Consider the following 25,398-nt stretch of genomic DNA (forward strand, 5'->3'; position numbering starts at 1 on the left):
CCGGTACTACGGTCAGCCGCGGGACCAGGCGGGAATCCGGTCGAGCATGTCGCAGCGCAGGTCGAGGGCGGCCACGAGCTGGTCCGGATCGCGGTAATCGCCGACCGGGTCGAACACGTCGAGGTACTCCCCGCGCAGCACGAAACCCCGGAACGAGCGGGAGTCGTGCAGCAGCAGGGCTCTCAGTTCAGGGCCGAACACGGCGCGGGCGAACGCCTCGTCGTCGCAGTGCACCTCGAAGCTCCGGTCGAACTCCTCGTCCCCGAGCTGCAGCCCACCCATACCGATGGTGCGATTGATCGTGTTCTGCGGCCCGACGATCCGTGTCGCGCTCAGCATGGGGTGCGCGGCAGGCGCGGCGACCCAGATCGCGCGTTCCGGCCGATGCTCGCCGTCGTGGACGGTCTCGAACGTGGCCGCGACGAACGGCCTGCCGCGATGCGTGCCGGTGATGACGCCCGTCGCTCCCGTCGCGCGGGGCGGCCGGTGGAAAGGCTCGGCCCACCCCGTGCGGTCGTACTGCCGGTCGTACAGCGGCACGTACGAGTCGTCCCGCTCGGCGAAGGTCCAGCCGCTGGACTCGACCGCCGCCCGCGCCTCCGGTGCCGACATGGCCGCACGGGCCCTGCCCGCCCGCCGCACCAGGACGATCAGCGCGATCACCCCCGCGGCGAGCAGCAGCACACCACCCAACACGATCGCGAGGATCGCGCCCACACTCATCCGTCACACCCTCCACATCGCACGGTCGGCGGACGCACGAACCCGGGCGCGCGGCTGCCCCGGCCACCCGGTTTCGCCCGCGGCTTCAGCTGCGCCGCAACACGCGGAAACTCTCGAATGCCTCGTCGTCGCTGAGCCGTTCACGACCGGTGCGCCCGACCGTCGGCCCCGGGCCGTCCCCGAGCGGGTCCGGCCCCGGGTCCACCGGCTCCGAGTCACCGAACAGCTTCCTGTCCTCCTGGAGCACCTTCTCCAGCAGGTCACTGGAACCGAGTCCGCGCTGCACCACCTCGGCCTGCGCCCGGGTGGCGGCCACCCGGGCGAGCGCGATCGTGTGCTGCACCCTGGCTGACAGCTCGGCCGGATCCACGCCGCTGCGGACCGCGTCGGAGAACGTGACCTTCTCGACCGAGCCGTCCGGCCCCGCCTCCACGGTCACCACCCCGTCCGGCGAGCTCGCCGTGCCGGTGACCTCGGACAACTGCTCGGTCATGGCCCGGTAGGTCTCCGCACGGTTGCGGTTCGCCGCCGCCGCGTCGTCGACCGCCTGGATTCGCTGCACCAGGTGCTTGGCCGTCTCGTTCATGCCGTACCTCCCGTGTTCCCGGACCCGCTGCCGCCACCGCCCTGCTCGGGCCGGATGGTGCCGAGGAACTCCTCGAAATCGGCGAACACGGGTTGAAACGTCTCCGGAGTGGAGCTGAGCACGATCTGGATCACCGCACGCCGCGACGGATCGGCCGTGTCGGTGAAGCCCATGAACACCTGGTACTGCACCAGATACCGGCGACGGCCCGCCACGTCGGCGTCGATCCGCAGCGGCTGGGTGTACACCGGGTTCTCGGCGGTGCCGGTGGCCTGCGTGTTGCCCACCTTCACCTCGTGCGCACCGCCGCGCAGCCGTTCCGCCGCCTCGGCGGCCACATCGGACAGTCGCACGTCGCCGTCGCGCACCTCTCCGGTGATCGTGATGTTCGCGGTGAAACCGTCCCCGCCCGTGTCGGGCCGCAGCGCCACGAACGCCGCGTTCGGCGTACCGATCTCGTCCGGCGACACCGACACCCAGCCCTCCGGCAGGGAGAACTCGATCGGCACCGGGATCGTCGTTGCCATGCTCACGCCTTCTTCCTCGTCGACCGACCGTCACCGCTCTCAGAAGCCGAGCGCATTGCCCACGCTACTGATCGCGTCGCCTGCCTTGTCCTTGGCACCGCCGACCGCGTCACCCACGGCCTGGCCCGCGTCGCTCACGGCATCGCCGGCACTCGTCGCCGCGTCGACCACACCGCCCGGGTCGACCGACACGTCGAAGCCGACCTTGCCGCCCACGCCGAGTGCCGCGCCGGCGGACGCGCCGATGTGGAACTTACCGTCGTCACCCATGCCGAACTGAGCGTCGGCGGACGCCCCGACACCGGCCCACGCCTCGCCGTTCACACCGGCCCCGACACCGGCGACCTCGCCGCCGACGTCACCGCTGGCCTTGGCACCGGCGAACGCCTCGGCGCTGACGTCGGCACCGGTGAGACCGACACTGGCGTCGGCCGACGCCTCGGCGCCCGCCATGGCCTCGCCGCTGGCCGACACACTGGCGTGGTCGCCGAAGTTCATCTCACCTTCGACATCGCCCCTGGCACCGACGAACGCCTCGGCACTGGCCTGCGCGCCGAGCGCGTCGACACTCGCCTCGGCATTGGCGTCGCCGCCCACGAACCCGCTGGCGCTGCCGCTGCCCGACACGCCCATCCCGGTGTCGAACTCGCCTTCCACCTCGCCCTTCGCCAGGTAGGCCTCGGCGTTCGCGCCGGCGGCGAAACCGTCCTCGGTGACCTCGGCGTACGCCCCGGCGCCGGCACCGAGCACCGAACCCGAACCGGAAGCACCCGCCGACATGTCGCCGTACTCGGCACCCACGTCGAACTCGCCGCCCGCGACCTCGACGTCGTCACCGACCTCGTGGCGCACGGGGTCGATGCCGAGCATGCCGGGGCCTGGCAGGTCGATGCCCAGGCTGTCGAACAGCTCCCTGGCGCCGTCGTGCATGAGCTTGTCGGCCGGTTCGTCGCCGACCGTGTTCTGGTAGCTGCTGTTGCCGTTCTGATCCGTCTGCCAGCCGCCGGTGTCGACGTCCTCCCACTGGCCGGTCTCCGGGTTGAACTGCCGCTGCGTCTGCCGGTTGTCGGCGCCGAACTCCTGCTCCCCGAACTTGTGCTGGAACCGGCCCTCCTCGTCGTGGGTCATGCCGAGCGCCATGGCCACGACGCCGCCTTCCGCGGCGACGGCCTTCCTCGCAGCGTCGAGGATCTGCTGCGCCTCCGCCATGGCGGGCCCGCCCGGGTCCTCGAACGGTACCATCGGGCCGCCCACCATCGGGCCCAGCGCACGTTGCGCGTCGTACTGCGCCTTCGCCGCCCGGCTGGCCGCCCTCGCCTGGTGGTACAGCTCGATCGCACGCTGCGCCTCGCCCTGCCCCCAGGTCAGGATGTCGGCGTAGTTCGCCAACTGCTCGCCGCCCTGCCCGACGGCCTCGGCGGCCTGCCCCCACTTGGGCGGTTCCTCGGCGAAGACCGACCGGAACGTCGTCGCCGCGTCCCCGACCCAGCCGGCCGGGTCGATCGTGCCGAGCGTCGAACCGATCTCGTCGGCGACGTTGATCGGATCGACCAACGAGCCGAGATCGGACGAGATCACCTCGGGTTCGCCGGGAATGAGCGCCTTCGGGTCGTCGGTCTGCCCCAGTTCCGCCATCACCGCTCCTGTCCCTCGCTACCGGCACCGCCGTCGAGGACGGCGCTGATGCCCCCCGCGGCCGCGCCTCCCACGGCGCCGCCGAGGCCGCCCGCGATACCGCCCACGGCACCGCCGACCGCGCCGCCCACGGCTCCGCCTGCCGCCATACCGCCCGCGGCGCTCTCGACCGCGTTGCCCAGCGTGTCCAGCGACGACCGGGTGTCGTCATCGGATTCGAGGTACTGGGCGGCGGCCGACCCGAGCTGGCCCCCCAGTTCCTCGGCCTTGCCCTTCAACGTCTCGACACGCTTGCGCATGCTCTCGATGTAGAGCTGCCACGCCTGCTGCACCGCGTCGTTCCCGTAGTCGCCGCTCGGTCCCTGCCAGACCAGTCCGGCCGCGCCCCCTGCGGTCTCACCGATCCGTCCCGCGGTCCCGCGCAGTTCGTCAGGAACGGCATCGAAGCCTGTCATGGTCCCCAACTCCTTCACCTGTTCGGTGGCGCCGCCGGCAGCCGCACGGGCCGCGCTCGCCACCGCTCGTACGTAACCCATGACGCGGCACGGCACCGCCCGGTTCCCGTCCACAGGTAAATTTCCGCCAACTCGGGCAAACCACTCCCTGCTGCACACACGAAGGGCGGGCCGGGATGTCCCCGGCCCGCCTCCCCGACCGGCCCGCGGGCCCGCACCCGGCGGTTCGGCGAGCCGCGGTCCGAGTCCGAGCCGGCCGGCGTGCAGTCTCAGCAGGTAGGAAGTCTCGTCACGTCGCTTCCGTCACCCCGGCCAACTCCAGCACCAGATCCCGGACGTCCGCGGCCGCGATGCGGTCGCGCTGCGTTGCCGGGTCGCTGCACAACAACAACGGGCCCTCGGCAGGGTCGTCGGGCAGCCGGCCATGCGTGCCCTTCACCCAGCGCCCGTCCATCGGCACGACGTTCATCGTGTACCGCAGGCCCAGCTTCTTCCTCGCCAGCCCGAGCAACGCCCGTGCCTTCACCGTGGGATCGGCCGGGTCCAGGAACAGCTCCGCCGGGTCGTAACCGGGCTTGCGGTGGATGTCGACGCCGCGGGCGAAGTCCGGGGCGCGGGCGTCGTCCAGCCAGTAGTAGTACGTGAACCACGCGCCCTGCTCCGCGACCAACACCAACTCGCCCGCGCGCTCGTGGTCGATGCCGTAGTCCGCCTGCGCCTCGCGGTCCAGCACGAGGTCCACACCGGGCAGGTCCTGGCACAGCTTCGCCACCGACGCGACGTCGGCCGGGTTCGCGACGTAGACGTGCGCGACCTGGTGGTCGGCCACCGCGAACGCCCGCGACGTCCACGGGTCCAGGTACTCCATGCCCTCCTGGGTGTAGACCTCCAACAGTCCGGACTGCCGCAGCATCCGGTTGACGTCGACGGGCCGGGACGCGGGCGTGATGCCGTACTCGCTCACCACCACGACCGTCGCGCCGGACGCCCGCGCGTCGTCGAGCAGCGGCGCGACGGTGCGGTCGACGTCGCGCACGGCGGCGAGCGCCTGCGGACTGTCCGGGCCGTGGCGTTGCAGGTCGTAATCCAGGTGGGGGACGTACGCCAGCGTCAGGTCCGCGTCCGGCAGCAGCCGCCGGGACGCCCCGACCACCCATTCGCTGGAACGCAACGACGCCGTCGGGCCCCAGTAATTGAACAGCGGGAACGTGCCCAGCTCCTCGGTGAGCTCGTCGTGCAGCTCCGGCGGGCGCGCATAGCAGTCCGGCGACTTGCGGCCGTCGGCGTGATAGACCGGGCGCGGCGTGATGGTCCAGTCGGTGCTGGCGCCCATCGCGTACCACCAGCACACGTTGGCCGCGCGGTAGCCGGGATCGGCGCGCCGGGCGGTCTCCCACACCTTCTCGCCCTGCACCAGCCGGTTGTGCTGGCGCCACAGGTAGACCTCGCCGAGATCGCGGAAGTACCAGCCGTTGCCGACGATGCCGTGCTCGCGCGGCGGACGTCCGGTGAGCATCGTGGATTGCGCCGAGCACGTGACGGCGGGCAGCACGGTGTCGAGCTGCGCCTGCCAGCCGTCCGCGGCGAGCGCGCGCAGGCGTGGCGCGTGCGCGAGCAGCCGTGGTGTCAGTCCGACGATGTTGAGCAGCAAAACCTTGTTCGTACTCATGTGGTCTCCAATCCGGCTCGCCGCATCCGGTCGGCGACCCAGCGCAGTTCGGCGGCGAGCCCGGAGACCAGCTCGGCGTCGGTGTTCGGGCGCTGCGCCTCCGGCAGCACCGACCAGGTGTAGGTCTCCATCTCGACGTGGTCGGTCAGCGCGGCCGGCCCGCCGAGCAGGGCGTCCAACGTCTCGCCGAGTTCGTGCTGTGTGGACTCCAGCGGTGGTTCGGGACGTCGATGGATCGGCACGTGGAAGTGCACGCGCCACGGCCCGGTGCCTCGCAACGCGCGGCGACCGTCGACGGCTTCCGGCAGGTCGTCGCGTTCGGCCACCCGCGACGGCCCGCGTTCGCGCACCTGGTGCAGGAATCGGTCCTCGGCGTACGACGACAACGCCTGCCGGGTGGCTACGTCACCCGGTGTCGCGGCGTGCAGCGCCGCCGAGGCCTGGGTCTTCACGATCGGCAGTCCGGCATCGGTGAGCCGCCGCACCGCCGACGCCGGGTCCTCGAACGCCACCGCGAGGTGGCAGGCGTCCAGGCACAGTCCGATGTGGTCGGTGTCGATGCCGGAGAGCTGTTCGATCGCGTCGTCGACCGTCTCCACCACGCAGCCGGGCTCGGGTTCCAGCCCGACCCGGATCGGCCTGCCGGTCTCGGCGGTTTGCTTGGCGAGCCCTTCCGCCAGCCGGTCCAGCAGCTCGCGTGCCCGCAGGCGCCGGTCGGAGTACCACGGCGCCCGCCACGCCAGCGGCACCGTCGAGATGCTCCCGCGCGCGGCGTCGTCCGGAAGCAGCCGCGCCAGCACCCGTGCGCACGTCAGGGTGTACTCCAGCCGCCGCGTCTCCACCCAATCGGGGCTGTACACCGCCTTCTTCACCACCGGGTCGTGGAACCCCTGGTACGGAAAGGCGTTCAGCGTGACGACCTCGAGGCCGTGGTCGTCCAGAGTGGCCCGGAGCCGGTCCAGATCCGGATGGTCGGCCAGATGCGCGGCCAGCGGCGCGGGCAGCCACAGTCCGACGCCGAGCCGGTCGACGTCGAGTTCCGCGCGGATGCCGCCGCCGAACACCTGGAGCTGTCGCAACAGGCCGTCGATGTCCTCGGCGGGATGGACGTTGGTGCAGTACGCGAGATGGACGCGGCGGCCATCAGGGTGAGCGAAGCGCATGCCGCCCCCTCACGCCGGACGCTGGCCGCGCAGCACCGAGTTGCCCTCGAACGTCGCGGTCTGATCGATATCGACCGGGTCGAGGAGCAGCCGTCCACTCTGGCCGTAGAACGCGACGGGGTTGCGCCACAGCACGCGGTCGACGTCGTCCTCGCTGAACCCGGCGCCGCGCATCGCCTGCCCGGTCTTGGCGGTCTTCAGCGGGTCACTGCGGCCCCAGTCGGCGGCGGAGTTGACGATCATTCGGTCCAGGCCGTGGTCGGCGAGGATCCGGACCATGCGACGTTCGTCCATTTTGGTGTCCGGGTAGATGGAGAACCCGAGCCAGCAGCCGGACCCGGCCACCATGTCGACGGTGACCTCGTTCAGGTGATCGACCAGCACCCGTTCCGGTGGCAGCCCGGACGCCGCGACCAGTTCCAGGGTGCGGCGGGTGCCCTCGACCTTGTCGCGGTGCGGGGTGTGCACCAGCACCGGCAGGTCGTGCTCCCCGGCGAGGTCGAGCTGCCGGACGAACGCCTTCTCCTCGTCGTCGGTCATCGAGTCGAACCCGACTTCGCCTACCGCCACCACGCCGTCCTTGGCGAGGTAGCGCGGCAGCGCGTCCAGCACCTCGGCGCACCGGGGGTCGTTGGCCTCCTTCGGGTTGAGCGCGATCGTGCAGTGGTGGCGGATGCCGAACTGGGCGGCACGGAACCGTTCCCAGCCGACGAGCGCGTCGAAGTAGTCGTAGAACGACGCGGCGCTGCTGCGCGGCTGGCCGAGCCAGAAAGCCGGTTCGGTGACGGCGCGGACCCCGGCGGCGTACATGGCTTCGTAGTCGTCGGTGGTGCGGGAGGTCATGTGGATGTGGGGGTCGAAGATGCGCATCAGTCCTCCTGGTCGTGCCGCACGCGTTGCTGGTCGGGGACAGTTCCCCCATCGAGGTCCGGGCGTTTCGAGGTCAACCGGTTGAGCAGGCAGGTCGCGTCGGCCGGGACGTCACGGCCCGCCGCACGACGCTCGGCGGCGAAGCCTTCAACCATCCGGGCCAACTCGGCGTCGCCACGCTCCGCGAAGCCGGACACCGCCGCCAGCGGAACGCCGGTGAACAGGCACTTCAGCACGCCGTGCCGCCAGTTGTGCGGGTCGAGGTGCTTGGCCGCGTACGGCCCGAGGGCCGCCGCGATGAGCCGGGTGTCGTTGCCACGGAGGGCGTCCCCTACCAGGTCGAGCGCGGCGTTCCCCACGTCGAGGTGGTCCACAGCCCTCAGCACGGCGCGTTTCTCGTCGGCGTCGCCATGCCGGTACAGCGCGCCGATCTCCGTCACGAGGGCATCCCGATTCCAGGCCTGCGCCGCGGCACGAAGCAACGCGACCCTGGCCTGGTCCTCGATCCGAGGCGTGACCATGCCGTCGGGGTCGTCCGGGTCGGCCGGTCCCCTGCCGACGGCGCGCGCCACGGCGGGGAACAGCACCGCGATCCGCGCCGGGGTGGACGTCACCTCGCCGGTCAGCTCGGTCAGCCTGGCCCTGCCCTCGGTGCCGAGCACGTCGTCCAGCAGGTCGGTCACGGCGTCACCTCCGCCGCGAGGGCCGCCGCCTGCGCGGTGCGCAACGCGTCGAGCGAACGCGCGGCCACGGCCGGTGCAGCGTGGGAATGCCGGGGCAGCTCCACGCTGACCAGGCCCTGATAACCGACGGCGAGCAGCGCGCGGAGCGTGGCGGGCAGGTCGACGTCGCCGTCGCCGAACTCCAGGTGTTCGTGCACCCCGGGTCGCATGTCGTCGATCTGCACGTTGCCCAGCAGCGGCCCGACGTCACGGATGCGGTCCTGCGGCGGGGCGGGTTCGTTGCAGACGCAGTGTCCGACGTCGACGGTCACCGTGAGGTGTTCGGGTTCGCCGAGCCTGCGGCGCAGGTCCAACACCCCGTCGAGGGTGTCGACGAACATGCCCGGCTCCGGTTCGAACGCGCACCGCACGTCCCGGCGTTCGGCCTCGGCCAGCACCTGCTCGACGCCGCTGGTGAGCCGGTGCCAGCCCTGTAGAGCGCCGGCGCCCTCGGGCAATGTCCCCGACCAGAACGACACCGCCTCCGCGCCGAGATCGGCGGCGACGCGGATCGCGCGATGCAGGTAGTCGATCCGGCGCTCGCGGCCGACGTCGGACACCAGCGTCGGTTCGTGTTTGCGCCACGGGTCCATGACGTAGCGGGCGCCCGTCTCGATGACGACGGCGAGCCCGTACGCGGCAAGCCGGCGGCGCACGTCGTCGGTGCGGGCGGCGAGGTCGGGCGCGAACGGGTCGAGATGCGGATGGTCGAGGGTGAGCGCGACACCGTCGTAGCCGAGATCGGCGATCACGCCGAGGGCGTCGTCCAGGCGGTGTCCGGCGAATCCGTTGGTGCCGTAGCCGAAGCGCAGGGTCATGTCGGCGACACCACCTTCGAGGCCAGCCGCGCGATCGGTCCAGCGGCCAGGAGTCCCGCGGCGAGCCCGATCGCCCCGGTCCCCGCCACGAGAGCGGCATGCAATCCGATAACGCCTCGCACGCCTGCGCCGGTCGCGGTGCGTACCGTGGCGGCGTCCGGGTTGCGCGCGGCGCGGGCCTGCGCACGGCCGACGGTGCCCGCGTACGTGGCGGCGAACGCGGCGCCGGCGACGGCGCGTCGCGTGTCGTGGGCGCGCCGGCCGCGACGTCGAGGTAGCGCGGCGGCCGCAGCCGCACCGGCCGCCGACGCCGTCGTGGCGAGTGCCGCCAGGCCGGTGCGCCGCGATCCACCGTGCACCTCACCCCTACTCAGGCTGGTGACACCGAGCGTGTGCCCGGCGACCGCGGAGGCCGGCAGTGCCGCCCTCCGCGGTCGACCCCCAGCTCCGAGCAACACGTCCAACCCCCGCGCGGCCGCCATCACGGCGGGTCCGGCCGGGGTGTCTTTCGCGGCGAGGTCGTACGTCCACGCCGCGGCGGCGACCGGCACCGCGACCCGCACGGCGGCGCGGCCGCCCACGGCAGTGGCGATGCCCAGGCCCGCCCCGGTCAACCCGGCCGCCAGCGCGAGTGCCTCGCCGGGACGCACCCTGCCGGACGGGATCGGGCGCTCGGGGCGTTCCACGGCGTCGAGCGAGCGGTCGGCGTAGTCGTTGAGCGCCATGCCCGCCAGGTAGAAGCACGCCGAGGCGGCCGGCATCGCCCAGCCACGCTTACCGTACGGCCAGCCCGCCGCCGCCCCGCCGGCAAGGCTGTCACCGGGGATGGTCAGTACGGCCGGCAGCCGTACCAACTCGACCGCGTCCCGGGTCTTCATCGGTCACCTCCGATTCGCTGGCACCACTCGACGAGGGCACGCCATTGGCCGGCCAGGTCGTGCCCGCCGCCCCCGGCGGGATCCTTGAAGAAGAAGCCGAGCGCGCCCAACGGACCGGATTCCCCGACCTGCCGGGCGCGTGCCACCAGCCGGGCGAGGTCGAGCACCAGCGGCGCGGCGAGCGCGGAATCGCAGCCCTGCCAGGTGAACTGCATCGACATCTTCGTGCCGAGGAATCCTTCGAACGACACCATGTCCCATGCCGTCTTCCAGTCACCGAGATCGTCGACGTAGTCGATGTGCAGCGGGCCGTCCACCGGCTCGCCCAGCATCTCGGTCAGCCCCTTGCCCTTGGACGCCGTCTTGCTCGTCGCCGTCACCGGATCGGCCAGTGCCCGACCGTCTCCCCCGCCGAGCAGGTTGTACGACGCCCAGGAGCGCACCCGGAGCGCGCGGGTCGCGAACATCGGCGCGAGCGCCGATTTGACCAGCGTCTCACCGGTCTTGCCGTCCGAACCCGCCCACGGCAGCCCCACCCGCTCGGCCAGTTGAGCCAGCGCGGGAAGCCGGGGGCCGGGGCTCGGCGTGAACGCGACGACCGGGCACCCCGCCCGCAGCGCCGCATAGGCGTAGAGCGAGCTGAGCGGCAACGGCGATTCGCCCGCCGCCAACGCCCGTTCCAGGGTGTCCAGATCGGACAGTTCGGGGGTGAGCTCGATCGGCGGTTCCGTCGTGGCGACGTCGATGACGATCACGTGGTCCAACGCGTGCGCCGCACGGAACCCGGCCAGGTCGCGGCTGACGCGCTCGATGGCGTCCCGCTGGGTCTCTTCCTCGCCGGTGACGCCGTGCCGGATGCGGGAGTCCACCTGGGTCAGCCCGTCGTGCACCGCCCGCGCGAGCTCGATGCCGAACACCCCGCCGCCGGCCAGCGCCTCGGCGCGTTTCGGCAGCGTGTCGCAGGCGACGTCGTGGCCGCCGATCAGCAGGTCGGCCACGGCGGGCGGCCGGGCGGCCGCCACCTCGGCGAGGTCGGTGACGCACCCGGTGCGCCGCGTCAGCCCCGCTGTCAGCGCGAGCGCGCCGACGGTAGCGGTGGTGGCCACCGACCCGCGCGCGCCGATGAACCACAGTCCGGTCTTCGGTGCCATCCTCCGGCCTCCCTGGGGTGGTTGGGTTCTGGGAACGTGAGTCGTTGTGGCCGTCGCAGCGACCACAACGACTCACGTTCCGCCAGGAGCGGTGCGCGCTTACTCCGCCGGTTCGAGCACGACCTCGTCACTGCCGGTCAGCGACGGCAGACCGTCGGCGCCCGGGTCGCTGTAGGTCGCGTTGAACACGCCGTGCAACTCGTCGTGCTCAGGGTCGTGACCCTCCGGCTGGCTGGTCTCGATCGAGCCGGAGCAACCGGACGCGGTTGTCTGCGGATGGCCGTGATCGTCGTGGCCGAGGATGTAGGTCACCTCGACCTGCGAGCAGTCCACCGGCTGGTCGTCGGTCACGCTGACCTCGTACTCGACGACGTCGCCGAAGGAGAACTGCTGCCCGTCGACCGGCGTGCCGAACTCCACCACCGGCTCCTGGTTGCCGACCACGATCTCCACTTCGGCGACGCCGGTCTTGCCCCGGTGCTTGCCACCGACGTCGGTCACCTGCAACGAGGCGTTGTAGACCCCGTTCTCGGTGTAGGTGTGCGTCGGGTTCGGCTCCCGCGAGTCGACCTCGCCGTCGGCGTCGAAGTCCCAGGCGTAGCGCAGCCGGTCGCCGTCGGCGTCCTCGGTGCCGTCGCTGGAGAACGACACCGTCAGCGGCACCTGCCCGTTGTCGACGTCGGCCGTGGCCGCCGCCTCCGGGCTGTGGTTGCCGTTCGGTCCGATGTAGTCGATCCGCGACAGCGCCGCCCCCGGGAGTTCTCCGAAGTAGCCCTTGCCGTACTCGAGCATGTAGAGCGCACCGTTCGGGCCGAACTCCATCGCCATCGGTCCGGACAGCGGGATGGACGGCGTCACGTCCTCCATGCCGCTCACCGCGCCGGAGTCGTCGAGGTGGAATCCCTTGAGGTAGTCGCGGGTCCACTCGAAGAACAGCGGCATGCCGTCGTAGTGCTTCGGCCAGCCGACCGGCGCGCGGCCACGGCGGTTCTTGTGGTCGAAGTCGTACGCGGGACCGGCCATCGGCCCGATGCCGCCGGTGCCGAGCTCGGGGAACTGCGACGACTGCTCGTAGTCGTACCAGACCTGCGGCTGCTCCACCGGCGGGAGCTCCGTGAGCCCGGTGTTGTGTGGCGACTCGTTCACCGGCGCCGCGCAGTCGAAGGCGTCGCCGGACTCGCCGGTGGCGAAGTCGTAGTCCACATAGGGCAGCTCGGCGGTGGCGCAGTACGGCCAGCCGTAGTTGCCAGGCTCGGTCGCGACGAACCACTTGCCGGTCCCTGCGGGGCCGCGGTCCGGGTCGGCGGTGGCCGCATCCGGCGAGTAGTCGCCGACGTAGAGCGCGTCCGTCCGGGGATCGACGTCGATGCGGAACGGGTTCCGCAGCCCCATCAGGTAGATCTCCGGACGCGTCTTCGGTGTGCCCTGCTCGAAGAGGTTGCCGTCCGGGACGGTGTACGAGCCGCCCGCGCCGACATCGATCCGCAACACCTTGCCGCGCAGGTCGTTGGTGTTGGCCGAGCTGCGCTGCGCGTCGTAGGCCGGGTTGCGGCCGTCCCGCTCGTCGAGCGGCGCGTAGCCGTCCGAGGAGAACGGGTTGCTGTCGTCGCCGGTGGCGAGGTAGAGGTTTCCGTCGCTGTCGAACGCGATGTCGCCGCCGACATGACAGCAGATACCCCGATCGACAGGGACGTCGAGGATCTGCTGCTCGCTCGACAGGTCCAGGGTGTCGCCGTTGAGCTGGAACCTCGACAGCTTGATCACGCCCTCGAACGGGGCGAAGTCCTCCGGTGCCCCGAACTCGGGCGCATCGCCTTCATTGACGTCCGGTGTGGACGGATCGTCAACCGGGGTGTCCATCGGCGGCGAGTAGTAGAGGTAGACCCAGCGGTTCGTCGTGCCGTTGAAGCCGGGGTCGATGGCGATGCTCTGCAGCCCCTCCTCGTCGTGTTCGTAGACGTCGACGTCGGCGGCGACGATGTTGCGGCCGGTGTCCGGGTTGTGCATCCGCACCTCGCCCGGCCGCGTGGTGTGCAGCACTCTGCCGTCCGGCAGCACGGCGAGATCCATCGGCTCGCCCGGGGTGTCGTCGAGGACGACCTTCTGGAACTCCGAGTCCGGCGGCGGCGGTGGAGCTTCCTCCGCCGTGGACAGTCCTGGCGCTGTCAGTAACGCGGTTGTCACGGCGGTCACGACCGCCGCGACGAGAGTTTTGCGCATGACGAACTCTCCTCGGATAGGTGGAGACCAGACGCGCGGCTGAGGTGACCGCACGCCACTGGGATCGGATCGGCGCCGGTGACGACCGGCCGATCAACGGAAAAGGGGAATCAGAAGCGCAGGTTGCGCAGGTAGGAGTAGCCGACCTCGGAGGTCCGGGGGACGCTCACGTCCGGGGTGTCGTTCTCGACGATGTACTCCCGCACGGAGTGCGCGCGGAAAATGCGGGCGAAGTCGATGTGGCCGGTGCCCAGGTCGGCCATGTCGCCGTCGTGGGCGTGCCGGTCCTTGACGTGGTACTGCAGCACCTGCTGCGGCGCCGCCCGCATCGTGTCGATGGCGAAGCCTTCGGGGTCGCGCGCCCCGTCGCCGCTCTCGATGCCGCCGCGGACCACCCAGTAGATGTCGATCTCGAGGTGCACGAGCTTCGGGTCCAGTTCGGACGTCAGCACCTGCCACGGCGTGACGCCGCCACCGAGGTCGATCGTGAACTCGTGCGCATGGTTGTGGTAGCCGTAGTGCAGGCCGGCCGACCGGGCCACGTCGGCCTCGTGGTTCATCCGCTCGGCCCACCGCTGCCAGTCGGCCTTGTCGGACGAGTTCAGGTAGGGCACCACCATGTACGACTGGCCGAGCGTGAGCGCGTTGTCGATCTTGGTGTGCAGGGCCTGCTCACTGTCGCTGATGCCGTCGTGGCCGGACGTCGCCGAGACGCCGATGCTGTCGTAGAACGCGCGCAGCTCCCGCGCGGTGCGGCCGAAGTAGCCGAGCGCCTGCTCCACCTTCGGGTAACCGGTGTCGGCCAGCATCCGCAACGTCGCGTCGAAGCCCGGCTCACCCTGCAGGGCGGAACGCACGGTATACAGCTGCATGCTGATCAACCCCGGCGGCACCCGATGCCGGCCGGTGCCCTTGACGGTGGCCTGCGCCGCGGGTGCGGCGACGCCGGCGGCGAGCAGGCCGGCACCGACCGCACCGCCGAGTGCGGTCCGCAACGCACCTCGTCTGCTGAGGCCGCGCTCACCGAGCGCGCGGCGGACCGCGCTCTCACCATCGAATCCGTAACACATGAACCCTCCTTTTCCGTACTACTTCGTTGGAGACGTCAGGATTGGGTGCAGCCGCACGCGAGGCGAGGCGCGCGGCGGTGTCGAGGTTCAGGAACTGAACGCCGCGTCGAACGCGGCGTCCGGCGGGTCGAACAGCTGCTCGCGCACGTAGCGCAGCGACTCGGGAGCGCCCCGCAGCCGGTCCATGCCCGCGTCCTCCCACTCGATCGAGATCGGACCGTCGTAGCCGATGGAGTTCAGCACGCGGAAACACGCCTCCCACGGCACGTCGCCGCGTCCGGTGGACACGAAATCCCAGCCACGCCGGGGATCCCCCCACGGCAGGTGCGAGCCGAGCCTGCCGTTGCGGCCGTTTCCGGTGTTGCGCTTGGTGTCCTTGCAGTCGACGTGGAAGATCCGGTCCGCGAAGTCGACGAGGAACCCGGCGGGGTCGATGTCCTGCCACACCATGTGGCTCGGATCCCAGTTCAGGCCGAACGACTCCCGGCGCCCGATCGCGTCGAGGGTGGCCACGGTGGACCAGTAGTCGTAGGCGATCTCCGACGGGTGCACCTCGAGCGCGAACCGCACGCCCTCTGCCTCGAAGACGTCCATGATCGGGTTCCACCGGTCGGCGAAGTCCTGATATCCGGCCTCGATCAGCTCGGCGGGTACCGGCGGGAACATCGCCACGTACTTCCAGCTCGCCGAACCCGTGAAGCCGACGACGGTGTTCACGCCGAGCCGGGCGGCGACCCGCGCGGTGTGTTTCATCTCCTCGGCCGCACGTTGCCGGATTCCCTCCGGCTCGCCGTCGCCCCAGATCCGCTCGGGCAGGATCGCCTTGTGGCGCGCGTCGATCGGGTCGTCGCAGACCGCCTGTCCCTTGAGGTGGTTGGAGATCGCCCACACGCCGAGCCCGTACTTGTCCAGGATGTCCAACCTGGACCGGAGATACGACTCGTCCTCCACCGCGCGCCAGACGTCGAGATGATCACCCCAGCAGGCGATCTCCAGTCCGTCGTAGCCCCACTCCGAGGCCAGCTTCGCGACCTCCTCGAACGGCAGGTCCGCCCACTGCCCGGTGAACAGAGTGACCGGTCGTGCCATCACGCCACCTCTCTCGTCGTGCCTGCTGCCTTCGATTCATCCACGGCGACCCACTGACTGCCGGCCGCCGCACTGGCCTGTACCGCGGCGACCACCCGCTGTACCCGCAGCCCGTCGGCGAACGACGGCTCGGGGTCGGTGCCGTCCGCGATGGCGGTGAGCAGATCGGCGGCCTGGTGCGAGAAGCCGTGTTCGTAGCCGAGCAGGTGGCCGGGCGGCCACCACGCACCCAGGTACGGGTGCGTCGGCTCGGTGACGAGGATCCGGGTGAAGCCCTGCGTCTCCGCCGGCGCCGAGGCGTCGTAGAACCACAGGGTGTTCATGTCCTCGAAGTCGAACGCGAGGCTGCCCTCGGTCCCGTTCAGCTCGATGCGAATGGCGTTCTTGCGGCCTGCGGCGTAGCGGGTGGCCTCGAAGGTGGCCATCGCGCCGCCGCTGAACCGGCCGAGGAACACCGCCACATCGTCCACGGTGACCTGCCCGGTGCCGTCCCCGTCGGGTCGCGGGCGTTCGGTGACGAAGGTGTCCAGCGCGGCGCTGACCCCGGTGATGTGCTCATCGGTGAGGAACTGGGTCAGGTCGATCACGTGAGCGCCGATGTCACCGAGCGCGCCGGAGCCCGCCCTGGTGGCGTCGAGCCGCCAGGAGTACGGCGCGGCCGGGTCGGTGAGCCAGTCCTGCAGGTACTGCGCCCTGACGTGGCGCAGCGCGCCGATCCGGCCGTCGCGCACGAGTTTTCTGGCAAGCGCGAGTGCGGGAACGCGCCGGTACGTGAATCCGACCATCGCCCGGACGCCCTCGGCGTGGGCCTGTTCGGCGGCCTTGGCCATCTGCTCGGCTTCGTCGACCGAGTTGGCGAGCGGCTTCTCGCAGAGCACGTGCTTGCCCGCCGCGAGCGCGGCGATCGCGATCTCGGCGTGCGTGTCACCGGGGGTGCAGATGTCGACGAGGCCGACATCCTCCCTCGCGATCAGTGCGCGCCAATCGGTTTCCACGCTCTGCCAGTCGAACCGGCGGGCCATCTCCTCGGCCTTGGCGCGGTCGCGCCCGCCGAGCGCGACCAGCCGTGGTTCGAGCTTCGGGTCGAAGAAGCTCTTGGCGCCCCGCCACCCCTGGGAATGCGCCATCCCCATGAAGGCGTAGCCGATCATGCCGATCCCGATCGGTGCGCTGTCCGCGTGCGTCATCAGCCCTCCCTGGGGCGGTTCGTGGGTGTGGTGCGATCTCAGGACTCGAACCCGAGCGGGAGGTACTCCTCGACGTTCTCCTTCGTGACGACGGGCGCGTTCAGCACGATCCGGCGCGGCACCTCGTGCTGCACCAGGTCGGACATGCCCTTGTCCTGGGCGAGCAGCCGCGCGAGGCGGACACCGTCGGCGGCCTGTGTCGGCGGGTAGAGCACGGTGGCTTCCATCTCGCCCTGCTGGATCCAGCGCATCGCGTTCTTCGAGCCGGCACCACCGATGAAGAAGAACTCGTCACGGCTGGCGTTGTCGAACGCGGCCTTGACACCCACGCCCTGGTCGTCGTCGTGGTTCCAGATGATGTCGATCTCCGGCACGGCCTGCAGCAGGTTGGATGCCGCCTGCTCACCGGACTGCACGGTGAAATCCGCCGCGACCCGGTGGTCGACGTTCTGGTCGCACTCCTTCAGTGCGTCCTTGAACCCGGCGGAGCGGTCCTGGGTCAGTGGCAGCGAGTCGGTGCCCGCGATCTCGGTCACGACCGCGTCGCCGCCGAGGTCGTTCTCCTTGACCAGGTTGCAGGCGTAGGTGCCGGCCGAGACGCCCATGCCGTAGTTGTCACCGAGGATCGTGGTGCGGGCGGCGAACTCACTGGAGAACTCGCGGTCGACGTTGACGACCGGGATGCCCGCGTCCATCGCCTGCGTGGCGACCTTGGTCAGCGCCGCGCCGTCCGTCGGCAGCAGCACGATCGCGTCGACGCCGTCGTTGATGAACGTCTCGATGTGGCTGATCTGCACGCTCGGGTCGTCGGTGCCTTCCGCGACCCGGAGCGTGACGTCCTCGTACTTCTTGCCCTCGGCGACGGCGGTCGAGTTGATCGCACCCAGCCAGCCGTGGTCCGCCTCCGGGCCGGAGAATCCGATGACGACTTCCTTGCCGGGGTCGTCGTTCGAGCTGACCGCCCTCGGATCGGTGTTGGTCTCCTGCGACGCCGGTTCGTTGCTCGTACAGGCGGTGGAGAGCAGGGCGAGCGCCGCGACGGCGCCGGTGGCACGAAGGAGTCTGCTGCTGCGGTGCGGCATGGTTCTCTCCTCGGGAGTGGGTTCCGGTTGGGTTTCGCGTAGGGAGTCGCGCGGTTCACGGCGGGGAGCCGTTGCGGGCCGCGACGCGCTGTTGGAGCAGCACCGCGACGACGATGATCACGCCCTTCGCGACGGCCTGGGTGGACGTGTCGAGGTTGTTGAGCGTGAAGACGTTGGTGAGCGTGGTGAAGATCAGCACACCGAAGACGGTGCCGACGATGGTGCCGCGACCACCGGACAGCAGCGTCCCGCCGATGACGACGGCCGCGATGGCGTCGAGCTCCATGAGCATGCCGTGCGTCGACGTGCCCGCCGTGGTGCGCGCCAGCAGCATCACCGCCGCGAGTCCACAGGCGACACCGACGAGGACGTACAGCAGCGTGGTGTGGCGCTTGACGTTGATGCCCGCCAGCCGCGCGGCCTCCGGGTTGCCGCCGACGGCGAGGGTCCGGCGGCCGAAGGTGGTGCGGTTGAGCAGAATCCAGCCCGCGACGGCGACCACCGCGAAGATGATGACGAGCACCGGGATGCCGAACACCCTGCCGCCGATGACGTCGACGAAGTCGCTGACCGTGACGACCTGCGTGCGCTTCTGCGCGATGATCTCCGCGAGACCGCGCGCCCCGGCCATCATCGCCAGCGTCACGATGAACGCGGCCATCCTGCCGTAGGCGATGAGTATCCCGTTCACGAGGCCGCAGCCCCCACCGACCAGCAACGCCGTGGTGACCATGACGATCCAGTGGGTGTCCTCGGCGAGCGTCTGCGTGGCGAGGGTCGACGCCCACACCGACGACAGCGCCACGATCGCACCGACCGACAGGTCGATACCGCCGCCGGTGATCACGAACGTCATACCGACGCTCACCACGCCGATCACCGACGCGAGACGCAGGATCGTCATCATGTTGTCGAAGCTGACGAACCGATCGCCCGCGGTGATCACACCGACGATGCACAGCAGCAGCAGCGCAAACACCAGACCCAGGTTGCGCCCGGCAGGACCGGAGAACATCGCGGTGACCCGGCTCAACGGCCCTTCGGTGTGCCCGCCGGGCGTGCCGGCGCCGGTTCTCTCGTCGGACGCGGTCGTCATGCCGCCCTCCCTCGCCACGTGCGTTGCACCGGCAACTCGGCCCCGGGCAATTCGGCCCGGGGCGGCATGGCGCCCGACGATTCGGACCTGTGAACCGTCCTCATGCCGCGTCTCCTTCCATCACCATGTCGAGCACCTGGTGCTCGTCGATCTCATCGGCGGGACCGTCGTGGAGCAGGGCGCCGTCGGAGATCACCAGGACCCGGTCGGACAGCCCGATCACCTCCTCGATCTCGCTGGAGACGACGACGACCGCGATGCCGCCGGCCGCCAGGTCCCTGATCAGCGCGTAGATCTCCGACCGCGCGCCGACGTCGACACCGCGTGTCGGTTCGTCCAACGCCAGCACCCGGCACTGCCGCAGCAGCCAGCGCGCCAGCACGACCTTCTGCTGATTACCGCCGGAGAGCGTGCCCGCGTGCCGCTCCACGTCAGCCGGCCGCACATCAAGAGCGCGAACCTGGTCGTCGGCCGCTCGCCGCTCGTCACGACGCTTGACGAAACCGCCTCGGGCGAAGCGGCCGAGACTGGCGAGCGAGATGTTGCGCGCCACCGACTCGTGCAGCACGAGTGCCTGACTCTTGCGTTCCTCGGGGCACAGACCGACGCCCGCGGCCACCGCGGCGCCGACCCGGCCCGCGCGCAACCGGCGTCCTGCGACGGACACCGTGCCCTCCTGGGCTTTGCGCGCGCCGTAGATCGTCTCCAGGATCTCCGAGCGGCCGGAGCCGACCAGCCCCGCGAGGCCGACGACCTCCCCGGCGGCCACGGTGAACGACACGTCGTGGAACTCCCCCGGCCTGCTCAGCCCCGACACCTCGAGCACGGTGTCGCCCAGCTGCCGCTCCGGCCGCTCCGGGAAGACGTACTCGATCGACCGGCCGGTCATCAGCCGGATGATCTCCGACGTCGGCGTCTCCGCCGCCGCGAGTCCGGTGGCGGCGGTACGCCCGTCCTTGAGCACCGTGACGCGGTCGCCGATCTCGCGGATCTCCTCCAGCCGGTGCGAGATGTAGACGATCGCCACACCCTGCGCCGCCAGCTCGCGGATCACGCCGAACAGCCGTGCGACCTCTTCCTGGTCCAGCACGGCGGACGGCTCGTCCATCACGATCAGCTCCGCCTCGTGCGACAGCGCACGGGCCATGCTCACGATCTGCTTTCCCGCCGCCGGCAGTCGCCCCACCTCGACATCGGGGGCCACCTCGGGATGACCGAGACGACGCAACAGCTCAGCAGCTGAGCGGTTCGCGTCGGTGCGCGCGACGACTCCCCATCGCGCGCGCTCGTGCCCGAGGTAGATGTTCTCCGCCACGGTCAGCCCGTCGACCAGGTCGAGCTCCTGGTAGATCGTGGCGATCCCGTGGTCGATCGCGGCCTGCGGGTTGACGATGCGGATGTCTTCGCCCTGCCAGCGGATCGTGCCGCCGTCCGGCTGGTGCGCCCCGGCGAGCACCTTGATCAACGTCGACTTACCTGCGCCGTTCTGACCCAGCAGGCAATGAACGTCGCCCGCCCGCACCTCGAGGTCGATGCCGTCCAGCGCTTTCACACCGGGAAAGTGCTTGACGATGCCGCTCATCCGCAGCAGGGGTTCCTGCCCCACCTCGGCTGTGATCTCGCTCTCCCTTGAGCTCATGACGGTGGACTCTAGGCGCACTTTTGCATGACCGTCAATCAGAAGTTCACTGATTTACATCCAAATGGCCGTATGTCCGACGTGAGAAGTCGGGGGTGTTCTAGTGTCGAAGTAGCGCATTCTGCTGCTGAGGGGAAGGAAGGCGATCACATGACTCGGGGCGAGCTGTCACCGGCAGGCACGGCGGCGCTGTTCCAGTTCCTGCGCGACGGGCGGCCACGCACCCGCGCCGAGTTGTCCGCCGAGACCGGCCTGGCGCGCTCGACCGTCGCCGAGCGCATCGACACCCTGCTCAGCTCAGGTCTGCTGAAGTTCAGCGACAAGGCCAACTCCACCGGCGGCCGTCCACCGACGACGGTCGCCTTCAACCCGGCGGCCAGGGTGGTGCTCGCCGCCGACATCGGCGCGACACACGCCAAGCTCGCGGTCACCGACCTCGCGGGCGGCGTACTGGTGGAGGAGGACAAGGTGCTCGACATCGCCGCGGGCCCCGAGATCGTGCTCCGGGAAGTGTGCGACCGCGGGCGCGCGCTGCTCACCCAGGCCGGGCGGGACGAATGCGATTTGCTCGGCGTCGGCATCGGACTTCCCGGGCCGGTCGAGCACCTGTCGGGGAAGCCGACCAATCCGCCGATCATGCCCGGCTGGGACGGGTTCGACGTCCCCGCGTTCGTGCGCGCGGAGCTCGGCGCGCCGACATTGGTGGACAACGACGTCAACATCATGGCGCTCGGCGAGTACCGCGCCCACTGGGCGGAGTACGACCACATGATCTTCGTGAAGGTCGCCACCGGCATCGGCAGCGGCCTGATCAGCTACGGCCGGCTGCACCGGGGATCGCAGGGTGCGGCAGGCGACATGGGGCACGTCCGGGTGCCGCACGACACCGACGTCCGCTGCCGCTGTGGCAATGTCGGATGCCTGGAAGCCGTCGCCAGCGGTGCGGCGATCGCCGCGAAGCTGACCGAGGCGGGTGTCCCCGCGACGAACAGCGCCGACGTCGTCACGCTGGCCCGCAACGGCTCCGTGCCCGCGTTGCAGCACATCCGGCAAGCCGGCCGCGACATCGGAGAGGTACTCGCGACGGCGGTCAGCCTGTTCAACCCGTCCGTACTCGCGGTCGGCGGCGCGCTCTCGCTGGCGGGCGAACACCTGATCGCCGGAGTACGGGAAGCCGTCTACCAACGTTCCCTACCGCTGGCGACGCAGAATCTGCGCATCGTGCCGTTGCACTCCGGCGACGAGGCCGGCGTATCCGGTGCGGCGTTCATGGTGATCGATCATGCCCTCGCAGCCGGCCAGGTGGAGTCGCTGCTCACGCAGTGAGCGCCGCGGCGCACGGGCACCCTCGTCGGAAGGGCGGGCCGGGAAGTCCCCGGCCCGCCCTTCGTGCGGTGCGTACGGTGTTCGGCCGCGGCCGCGGTCAGCCGAGCCCGGAGGCCAGCCTGCCCGCGAGCAGCTGCGCGAACTTGTGCGGGTCCGGCAGCTCCTCCCCTTCGGCCAGCAGGGTGGTGCCGTACAGCAGCTGCGCCACCTCTGGCAACGACGGGTCGTCGGCGTTCTTCGCGTGCGACTCGCGCAGCCCGGTCACGAGCGCATGCTCCGGGTTGATCTCCAGGATGCGCTTGACGTCCGGCAGCGGCTGACCCAACTGGCGGTAGATGCGGACCAGTTCCGGGCTCAAGTCGCCCTCGTCGCCGACGATGCAGGCGGGCGAGGTCGTCAGCCGCGACGACAGGCGCACGTCCTTGACCTCGTCCGAGAGAGTCTCGCGCAGCCACTCCAGCAGGCCCGCGAACTGCTCCTTCGTGGCCTCGTCGGCCGAGTCGTCGGCCTCGTCGTTGCCGTCGAGGTCGACCTCGCCCTTGGCGATCGACCGGAACGTCTTGCCCTGGAACTCGGCACCCGAGTCGACCCACATCTCGTCGACCTGGTCGGTGAGGATCAGCACCTCGACACCCTTGCTGGTGAAGGCCTCCATGTGCGGCGACTTCTCCACCATCTCGCGGGATTTGCCGGTCAGGTAGTAGATGTGTTCCTGGCCCTCGGGCATGCGCTCGACGTACTCGGCGAGAGTGGTCTGCTCGTCGGCCGAGCGGGTCGAGTCGAACGAGGCGATCTCGAGGATGTCCTGCCTGCTGTCCGGGTCGGTGACCAGCCCTTCCTTCACGCACGTGCCGAACTGGCTCCAGAACGTGCGGTACTTGTCCCTGTCCTCGGACTCCTCGGACTTGACCAGACCGGCCACGGTGGACAGCACCTTCTTGGCGAGCCTGCGCCGCATCGCGCGGATCTGCCGGTCCTGCTGCAGGATCTCCCGCGAGACGTTCAGCGACAGGTCCTGCGCGTCGACGACGCCCTTGACGAAGCGCAGGTACTCGGGCATCAGCTCTTCGCAGTCGTCCATGATGAACACGCGCTTGACGTAGAGCTGCACGCCGCGCTTCGCCTCGCGGGTGAACAGGTCCATCGGCGCACGCGAGGGCAGGAACAGCAGCGCCTGGTACTCGAACGTGCCCTCGGCGTGCAGCCGCATCGTCTCGAGCGGGTCCGCCCAGTCGTGGCTGATGTGCTTGTAGAACTCGTTGTACTCGGCGTCGGTGACCTCGCTGCGCGGCCGGGCCCACAGCGCCTTCATCGAGTTGAGCGTCTCCGGCTCGACGACGGTCTCCTCGGACTCGCCGTCCTCGCTCTGCTGGACCCGCTCGACCTCCATGCGGATCGGCCAGGCCAGGAAGTCCGAGTAGCGGGTGACGATCCGCCGCAGCACGCCGGTGTCGGTGTAGTCGTGCATGCCGTCGTCGGTGTCGACGGGCTTGAGGTGCAGGGTCACGGCGGTGCCCTGCGGGGCGTCGGGCACGTCGGCGATCGTGTAGGTCGCCTCGCCCTCGGACTCCCACCGGGTGCCGACGGTCTCGCCCGCCTTGCGGGTCACGACCGTGACCTTGTCGGCGACCATGAACGCCGAGTAGAAGCCGACACCGAACTGCCCGATGAGGTCGCTGCCCTGCGCCTCCTGGGCGGACTTGAGTTTCTCGAGCAACTCGGCCGTGCCGGACCGGGCGATCGTGCCGATGAGGCCGACGACCTCGTCGCGCGACATCCCGATGCCGTTGTCGCGCACGGTCAGCGTCCGCGCGGCCGGGTCGCGTTCCAGCTGGATGTGCAGGTCGTCGGTGTCGACCTCCAGATCCTTGTCGACCATCGACTCGAGCCGCACCTTGTCCAGCGCGTCCGACGCGTTGGACAGCAGCTCCCGCAGGAACACGTCCTTGTCCGAATAGATCGAATGCACCATCAGTCGCAGCAGCTGCCGCGCCTCGGCCTGGAACTCGTGCGTCTCGGCCTGCTCCGACTCCACTGCCTGCTCCGCCATCGGCGATGGACCCCCTTGGGTGATGACATGACTCGTGATGTGACGTTGGCGAATGTGCCGCCTCCATCATCACCGACGGGGGAATCGCACCGACGACGCCCCTGGTCTTCCCACGCGACGGAACCGACACAGCGGAACCCGGCGGTCGGTGCCCGCCGGGTTCCGCGCGAGGCCCCTCCCGGGGAAGGGCGGAGGTCGGCGCACCGTCAGTGCGCGTGCACCACCCCGCTCAGCTCGTTCGGGGCGGCCTCCAGGTCGGCCGTCGCGGTCGTCTCACCGGATTCGAGGTCCACGGCGTGGAGCTGTTTCTCCTCCGGGTCCGACACGTACGCGGTGCCGCCCCTGACGAAGATCGCAGGCCGCGGTTCCTGCCACTCGAGCGGCTCGGACCATTCCTCGTCGAGGACGGGGATCGACTCGGTCAGCTCACCGCTGTCGGGGTCGACGACGTGGATCTTGCCGTCCGTGCCGAGCACCAGCGCCTCGCCCTCCGGGCCCCGCGCGAGCGAGCGGAAGGTGTAACTCGAGGGCAGGTCGACCCGCTGGAGCTTCGCGTTCTCCGTGTCGACGAGCGAGATCTGCTCCGGCCGCTCCAGTTCGGCGTCCTCGTCCTTCTTGTAGTCGCCGAGGAGGATCGGCGACTCCGGCGATCCCGCCTGGTTGCCGATCCGGCCGTAGTCGGTCGGGCTGTCCACCTTCGTGATCTTCCCGTCACGGTAGATCAGCACGCCGTCCTCACAGCCGACCGCGATGGCCCCGCCCTGGGCCGCCGACTCGCCGTGCACCCCGGGGCAGTTCTCGTTGCGCGTGACCTCGGAACGGGACTCGTCGAGGATCGCGATGCCGTTGCGTTCCTCCTCGTTGCCGAGCGTGACGAGCATGCCGCCGTTGTCGAGTTCGACCGCCACGCCGTGGTGCGGTTCCTCGGTCGTGTACTCCTCCGTCGACGGCTTGCCGTCGCCGAGGTCGTGCGGGTCGAAGCTGCGCACCTGCCCCGTGCCGTCGGTGAACAGGACCGTGCGGCCCGCGTGCCGGACGACGTGGCCGGGTTCGGCCCCGCCGAACGTGACGTCGGTGAGCTGCCCGCCCACCGCGTCGAGCACCTGGAAACCCTCCGATGTGGACACCATGACGTGCCGGTCGTCGCCCGCGGGGTTGATCCGGTTGAACCCCTCCAGCGGGATGTCGGCCTTCACCTCGAGCGTCTCGCCGTCGAGGACGTAGATACCCCCGTCGTAGGTGGTGACCACGGGCTCGGCGATGTCGCCGCCGCCGCTCTGCTGACCGCCGGCTCCCCCGCCTTGGCCCGCTTGCTGGTCCGTGCCGCAGGCGCTCACCGCGAACATCGCGGCCGCCGCCGACGCCGCGGCGATTCTCCTGGTCCGGGCCGTGTTCCTCATCTTCTCTCCTTCTGGTGTGAAAAACCGGGGTTCGTGGCCGCG

General features: G+C 70.3%; 22 protein-coding genes. 1 reads left to right on the forward strand and 21 read right to left on the reverse strand.

The genetic code is table 11. From position 1 onward, the window contains the following. Positions 1-12: 12 nt before the first annotated feature. The 19 genes from LY12_RS24085 to LY12_RS24170 all read right to left on the reverse strand — a co-directional run bounded on the left by LY12_RS24085 (position 13) and on the right by LY12_RS24170 (position 20,580). Positions 13-723, reverse strand: coding sequence for a hypothetical protein (locus LY12_RS24085; RefSeq protein WP_253859755.1), 711 nt, complete (start codon positions 721-723; stop codon positions 13-15). Positions 724-808: 85 nt separating this feature from the next. Further along, entirely contained in the window at positions 809-1,309 is a 501-nt protein-coding gene (locus LY12_RS24090) for a YbaB/EbfC family nucleoid-associated protein (protein ID WP_253859756.1), read from the reverse strand. Continuing rightward, on the reverse strand, positions 1,306-1,836 hold the full coding sequence (locus LY12_RS24095; protein ID WP_253859757.1) for a hypothetical protein: 531 nt from the start codon (positions 1,834-1,836) through the stop codon (positions 1,306-1,308). The genes LY12_RS24090 and LY12_RS24095 overlap by 4 nt, the downstream gene beginning before the upstream one ends. 39 nt (positions 1,837-1,875) lie before the next feature. Beyond that, positions 1,876-3,471, reverse strand: a complete 1,596-nt coding sequence (locus tag LY12_RS24100; RefSeq protein ID WP_253859758.1) for a putative T7SS-secreted protein — start codon at positions 3,469-3,471, stop codon at positions 1,876-1,878. Further along, a complete protein-coding gene (locus LY12_RS24105) occupies positions 3,471-3,926 on the reverse strand; it encodes a hypothetical protein (RefSeq protein WP_253859759.1) in 456 nt (151 codons plus the stop codon). The genes LY12_RS24100 and LY12_RS24105 overlap by 1 nt, the downstream gene beginning before the upstream one ends. Before the next feature lie 289 nt (positions 3,927-4,215). Beyond that, a complete protein-coding gene (locus LY12_RS24110; protein ID WP_253859760.1) occupies positions 4,216-5,595 on the reverse strand; it encodes an alkaline phosphatase family protein in 1,380 nt (459 codons plus the stop codon). Further along, entirely contained in the window at positions 5,592-6,758 is a 1,167-nt protein-coding gene (gene eboE / locus LY12_RS24115; protein ID WP_253859761.1) for a metabolite traffic protein EboE, read from the reverse strand. The genes LY12_RS24110 and eboE overlap by 4 nt, the downstream gene beginning before the upstream one ends. A gap of 9 nt (positions 6,759-6,767) precedes the next feature. Next, the gene (locus LY12_RS24120; RefSeq protein ID WP_253859762.1) at positions 6,768-7,628 is read right to left on the reverse strand and encodes a TatD family hydrolase; all 861 of its coding nucleotides are present in this window, start codon (positions 7,626-7,628) and stop codon (positions 6,768-6,770) included. Further along, the gene (locus tag LY12_RS26185) at positions 7,628-8,311 is read right to left on the reverse strand and encodes an EboA domain-containing protein (RefSeq protein WP_308292167.1); all 684 of its coding nucleotides are present in this window, start codon (positions 8,309-8,311) and stop codon (positions 7,628-7,630) included. The genes LY12_RS24120 and LY12_RS26185 overlap by 1 nt, the downstream gene beginning before the upstream one ends. Further along, a complete protein-coding gene (locus tag LY12_RS26190) occupies positions 8,308-9,168 on the reverse strand; it encodes a sugar phosphate isomerase/epimerase family protein (RefSeq protein WP_308292168.1) in 861 nt (286 codons plus the stop codon). The genes LY12_RS26185 and LY12_RS26190 overlap by 4 nt, the downstream gene beginning before the upstream one ends. Continuing rightward, positions 9,165-10,046, reverse strand: coding sequence for an SCO3242 family prenyltransferase (locus LY12_RS24130; protein ID WP_253859763.1), 882 nt, complete (start codon positions 10,044-10,046; stop codon positions 9,165-9,167). Before LY12_RS24130 ends, LY12_RS26190 begins: the two co-directional genes overlap by 4 nt. Further along, positions 10,043-11,197, reverse strand: a complete 1,155-nt coding sequence (locus LY12_RS24135) for an inositol-3-phosphate synthase (protein WP_253859764.1) — start codon at positions 11,195-11,197, stop codon at positions 10,043-10,045. The genes LY12_RS24130 and LY12_RS24135 overlap by 4 nt, the downstream gene beginning before the upstream one ends. 99 nt (positions 11,198-11,296) lie before the next feature. Next, positions 11,297-13,417, reverse strand: coding sequence for a PQQ-dependent sugar dehydrogenase (locus tag LY12_RS24140; RefSeq protein WP_253859765.1), 2,121 nt, complete (start codon positions 13,415-13,417; stop codon positions 11,297-11,299). A 110-nt stretch (positions 13,418-13,527) separates the two neighbouring features. Beyond that, entirely contained in the window at positions 13,528-14,487 is a 960-nt protein-coding gene (locus LY12_RS24145; protein ID WP_253859766.1) for a sugar phosphate isomerase/epimerase family protein, read from the reverse strand. An 87-nt stretch (positions 14,488-14,574) separates the two neighbouring features. Further along, positions 14,575-15,576 carry a sugar phosphate isomerase/epimerase family protein gene (locus LY12_RS24150; RefSeq protein ID WP_253859767.1) on the reverse strand — a complete coding sequence of 334 codons (1,002 nt, stop codon included), beginning with the start codon at positions 15,574-15,576 and terminating at the stop codon, positions 14,575-14,577. Continuing rightward, the gene (locus LY12_RS24155; protein ID WP_253859768.1) at positions 15,576-16,763 is read right to left on the reverse strand and encodes a Gfo/Idh/MocA family protein; all 1,188 of its coding nucleotides are present in this window, start codon (positions 16,761-16,763) and stop codon (positions 15,576-15,578) included. The genes LY12_RS24150 and LY12_RS24155 overlap by 1 nt, the downstream gene beginning before the upstream one ends. 38 nt (positions 16,764-16,801) lie before the next feature. Further along, on the reverse strand, positions 16,802-17,845 hold the full coding sequence (locus LY12_RS24160; RefSeq protein ID WP_253859769.1) for a substrate-binding domain-containing protein: 1,044 nt from the start codon (positions 17,843-17,845) through the stop codon (positions 16,802-16,804). Positions 17,846-17,900: 55 nt separating this feature from the next. Further along, on the reverse strand, positions 17,901-18,860 hold the full coding sequence (locus LY12_RS24165) for an ABC transporter permease (RefSeq protein ID WP_253859815.1): 960 nt from the start codon (positions 18,858-18,860) through the stop codon (positions 17,901-17,903). A gap of 181 nt (positions 18,861-19,041) precedes the next feature. Beyond that, positions 19,042-20,580 carry a sugar ABC transporter ATP-binding protein gene (locus LY12_RS24170; protein ID WP_253859770.1) on the reverse strand — a complete coding sequence of 513 codons (1,539 nt, stop codon included), beginning with the start codon at positions 20,578-20,580 and terminating at the stop codon, positions 19,042-19,044. Between the two features lie 150 nt (positions 20,581-20,730). Here LY12_RS24170 and LY12_RS24175 point away from each other — a divergent pair, with 150 nt between their 5' ends. Further along, on the forward strand, positions 20,731-21,906 hold the full coding sequence (locus LY12_RS24175; RefSeq protein WP_253859771.1) for an ROK family transcriptional regulator: 1,176 nt from the start codon (positions 20,731-20,733) through the stop codon (positions 21,904-21,906). 97 nt (positions 21,907-22,003) lie between these two features. Here the strand turns inward: LY12_RS24175 and htpG are convergent, their stop codons facing one another. Together htpG and aztD are read right to left on the reverse strand one after the other, a co-directional pair. Then, positions 22,004-23,956: a molecular chaperone HtpG gene (htpG, locus tag LY12_RS24180; protein ID WP_253859772.1), complete on the reverse strand. Its 1,953-nt coding sequence runs from the start codon at positions 23,954-23,956 to the stop codon at positions 22,004-22,006. 206 nt (positions 23,957-24,162) lie between these two features. After that, positions 24,163-25,356: a zinc metallochaperone AztD gene (gene aztD, locus LY12_RS24185; protein WP_253859773.1), complete on the reverse strand. Its 1,194-nt coding sequence runs from the start codon at positions 25,354-25,356 to the stop codon at positions 24,163-24,165. Between the last annotated feature and the right edge of the window lie 42 nt (positions 25,357-25,398).

It is taken from the genome of Prauserella alba, from assembly GCF_024171735.1.
GTDB classification, from domain to species: Bacteria; Actinomycetota; Actinomycetes; order Mycobacteriales; family Pseudonocardiaceae; genus Prauserella; species Prauserella alba.

Coding starts and splice junctions, on each gene's coding strand:
- LY12_RS24085 (WP_253859755.1), bottom strand. CDS start 723: ATGAGTGTGGGCGCGATCCTCGCGATCGTGTTGGGTGGTGTGCTGCTG.
- LY12_RS24090 (WP_253859756.1), bottom strand. CDS start 1,309: ATGAACGAGACGGCCAAGCACCTGGTGCAGCGAATCCAGGCGGTCGAC.
- LY12_RS24095 (WP_253859757.1), bottom strand. CDS start 1,836: ATGGCAACGACGATCCCGGTGCCGATCGAGTTCTCCCTGCCGGAGGGC.
- LY12_RS24100 (WP_253859758.1), bottom strand. CDS start 3,471: ATGGCGGAACTGGGGCAGACCGACGACCCGAAGGCGCTCATTCCCGGC.
- LY12_RS24105 (WP_253859759.1), bottom strand. CDS start 3,926: ATGACAGGCTTCGATGCCGTTCCTGACGAACTGCGCGGGACCGCGGGA.
- LY12_RS24110 (WP_253859760.1), bottom strand. CDS start 5,595: ATGAGTACGAACAAGGTTTTGCTGCTCAACATCGTCGGACTGACACCA.
- eboE (WP_253859761.1), bottom strand. CDS start 6,758: ATGCGCTTCGCTCACCCTGATGGCCGCCGCGTCCATCTCGCGTACTGC.
- LY12_RS24120 (WP_253859762.1), bottom strand. CDS start 7,628: ATGCGCATCTTCGACCCCCACATCCACATGACCTCCCGCACCACCGAC.
- LY12_RS26190 (WP_308292168.1), bottom strand. CDS start 9,168: ATGACCCTGCGCTTCGGCTACGGCACCAACGGATTCGCCGGACACCGC.
- LY12_RS24130 (WP_253859763.1), bottom strand. CDS start 10,046: ATGAAGACCCGGGACGCGGTCGAGTTGGTACGGCTGCCGGCCGTACTG.
- LY12_RS24135 (WP_253859764.1), bottom strand. CDS start 11,197: ATGGCACCGAAGACCGGACTGTGGTTCATCGGCGCGCGCGGGTCGGTG.
- LY12_RS24140 (WP_253859765.1), bottom strand. CDS start 13,417: ATGCGCAAAACTCTCGTCGCGGCGGTCGTGACCGCCGTGACAACCGCG.
- LY12_RS24145 (WP_253859766.1), bottom strand. CDS start 14,487: ATGTGTTACGGATTCGATGGTGAGAGCGCGGTCCGCCGCGCGCTCGGT.
- LY12_RS24150 (WP_253859767.1), bottom strand. CDS start 15,576: ATGGCACGACCGGTCACTCTGTTCACCGGGCAGTGGGCGGACCTGCCG.
- LY12_RS24155 (WP_253859768.1), bottom strand. CDS start 16,763: ATGACGCACGCGGACAGCGCACCGATCGGGATCGGCATGATCGGCTAC.
- LY12_RS24160 (WP_253859769.1), bottom strand. CDS start 17,845: ATGCCGCACCGCAGCAGCAGACTCCTTCGTGCCACCGGCGCCGTCGCG.
- LY12_RS24165 (WP_253859815.1), bottom strand. CDS start 18,860: ATGTTCTCCGGTCCTGCCGGGCGCAACCTGGGTCTGGTGTTTGCGCTG.
- LY12_RS24170 (WP_253859770.1), bottom strand. CDS start 20,580: ATGAGCTCAAGGGAGAGCGAGATCACAGCCGAGGTGGGGCAGGAACCC.
- LY12_RS24175 (WP_253859771.1), top strand. CDS start 20,731: ATGACTCGGGGCGAGCTGTCACCGGCAGGCACGGCGGCGCTGTTCCAG.
- htpG (WP_253859772.1), bottom strand. CDS start 23,956: ATGGCGGAGCAGGCAGTGGAGTCGGAGCAGGCCGAGACGCACGAGTTC.
- aztD (WP_253859773.1), bottom strand. CDS start 25,356: ATGAGGAACACGGCCCGGACCAGGAGAATCGCCGCGGCGTCGGCGGCG.